Annotated in this window: 1 protein-coding gene; it reads left to right on the top strand. The window is 46.7% G+C overall.

Annotated elements, in window-relative coordinates; all coding sequences use genetic code 11:
* Nucleotides 1–73 precede the first annotated feature (73 nt).
* Complete coding sequence (locus ABEV74_RS22355; protein ID WP_430149762.1) at nucleotides 74–1,372, top strand: IS91 family transposase; 1,299 nt, start codon at nucleotides 74–76, stop codon at nucleotides 1,370–1,372.
* Nucleotides 1,373–1,722: the final 350 nt, after the last annotated feature.

Below are 1,722 nucleotides of genomic sequence, written 5' to 3'. Positions count from 1 at the left end.
ACATATAAGAATTTATAAGTTTTTGGGTGGGAGAGGGCTTCCACCCCGTTTTTGTTTTTGCTAAGGTAAAGATATGGAAACGAACGTGCTGAAACGAATCTTCTTCGATGAACATAGACATTGGGATCGTTTCGTTGCGAAACATAAGGACAAGCTTCGTCCCAATGTGTTAAAAGAAGTAGAAAAATTCCGTGGATGCGGGAATCCCCGCAACGGGTTCAAGCTGCTGGTGTGCGAGGGATGCCATGATCTGCGGCTTGTTCCGTATCGGTGTAAAGGGAGATTCTGCACAACATGTTCATGCGGGGAGACAGAAGAGTGGAGCAGATTACTGGAGCAGGATGTGTTCCAAGTCAACCACCGGCACGTCGTTTTTACGATCGATGAGGGATTGAGGGATGTATTTCTCCTGCACCGTGCCAAACTGCTAAAGGAGTTCATGGATGAAGCAGTACGGTTGGTAAAAGAGTATTTCGAGAAGAAGCATAAGGTTACTCCGGGAATCATTGCTGGAATCCATACATTTGGCTCACGGCTTAACTTCAACCCCCACGTTCATATGTTAGTGACAATGGGAGGCATGAAGAAAACCGGCGAGTGGAAGACATACGATTTCATTCCATTTGAGATGTTGCGGAAGCAATGGCAAACCGTTGTGTTAAAGCTTATTCGCCGTAAACTAACAATGCAAGAAAAGAAGCAAGTACAATCGAGGTTGCAGAAAGCCTATTCTGAGAATGGTGAAGGCTTCTATGTGTATGCTCCAAAACAGAGAGGAAATGTGAAGCAGCAACTCGGGTATATTGGACGTTATATAAAGCGCCCAGCAATCGCAGTAAGCCGAATTGAGGCCTACGATGGAGAATACGTCACATTCCGATACCGAGATAAAACAGATGGGGAAGAGAAGACAGAAAGGATCGCTGTAGAGGAATTCATCGCAAGGCTCATTCGCCATATTCCAGACGAGAACTTCAAGACGATCCGGTATTATGGGGTGTATTCGCGCCGCATCAAAGGATTGTGCAAGAAACTAGTAAGCGTGTGGCAAAAGGATGCCCGGAAATGGATCGTCAAGGCGAAGCGAATGCTCAAGCGCAGAACGTGGGGTGAACGAATCAAGGAACAAACAGGGCAGCCCCCCTGTTGCCCTAAGTGTGAAGGGTATTACGAGTACAAGGGAGAAGTGTGTCTCGAAGAAGGCATACTGCAGATCAAATATGCGAAGTGCAGTGTGACGAAAGCATGTCTAGAGAGGATGATCGAAGTTGTCACCGGTGTCAAGGAAACGAAAGGTAGTCAAGAGAAAGAAAAAGCCAAAGAACGATTTGAGAAGCGGAGAGAACGTGACATACATATGCCTGCAGTGTGAGGAAAGAGAGGATATTCCGCTGGCGGTGGTTCGAAATTTTGATGCGATGGATGACGGAGATCCAACGGTCCCGCCTCAATTTACATGCGAGGAATGTGGCGGAGGTATGTACCCAGAGTATTACAAAGGATTGCATGGATATGAATACAAGATCAGTGATGTGTTGGGATAACGTTGAGTTGGGCATGGGATGTACCGGAGGAAGGACTTTTGCGGCTGTGTTATTACCTTAAAGCTTCATTCAAAGAACACAGCTGCAATCGGAGTGACGGAGGTACATCCCATGCCCGCTCTTTGCACATATGATGCATACGCTCGAACTCAAAGGACGCCGTCAGGCGTTTTTCTTA

The organism is Paenibacillus cisolokensis (assembly GCF_050481165.1).
Taxonomy (GTDB): Bacteria; Bacillota; Bacilli; order Paenibacillales; family Paenibacillaceae; genus Paenibacillus_AH; species Paenibacillus_AH cisolokensis.
The sequence above is the reverse complement of the archived record's forward strand: the minus strand, read 5'-3'. Positions and strand labels throughout refer to the sequence as shown.

Coding starts and splice junctions, on each gene's coding strand:
- ABEV74_RS22355 (WP_430149762.1), top strand. CDS start 74: ATGGAAACGAACGTGCTGAAACGAATCTTCTTCGATGAACATAGACAT.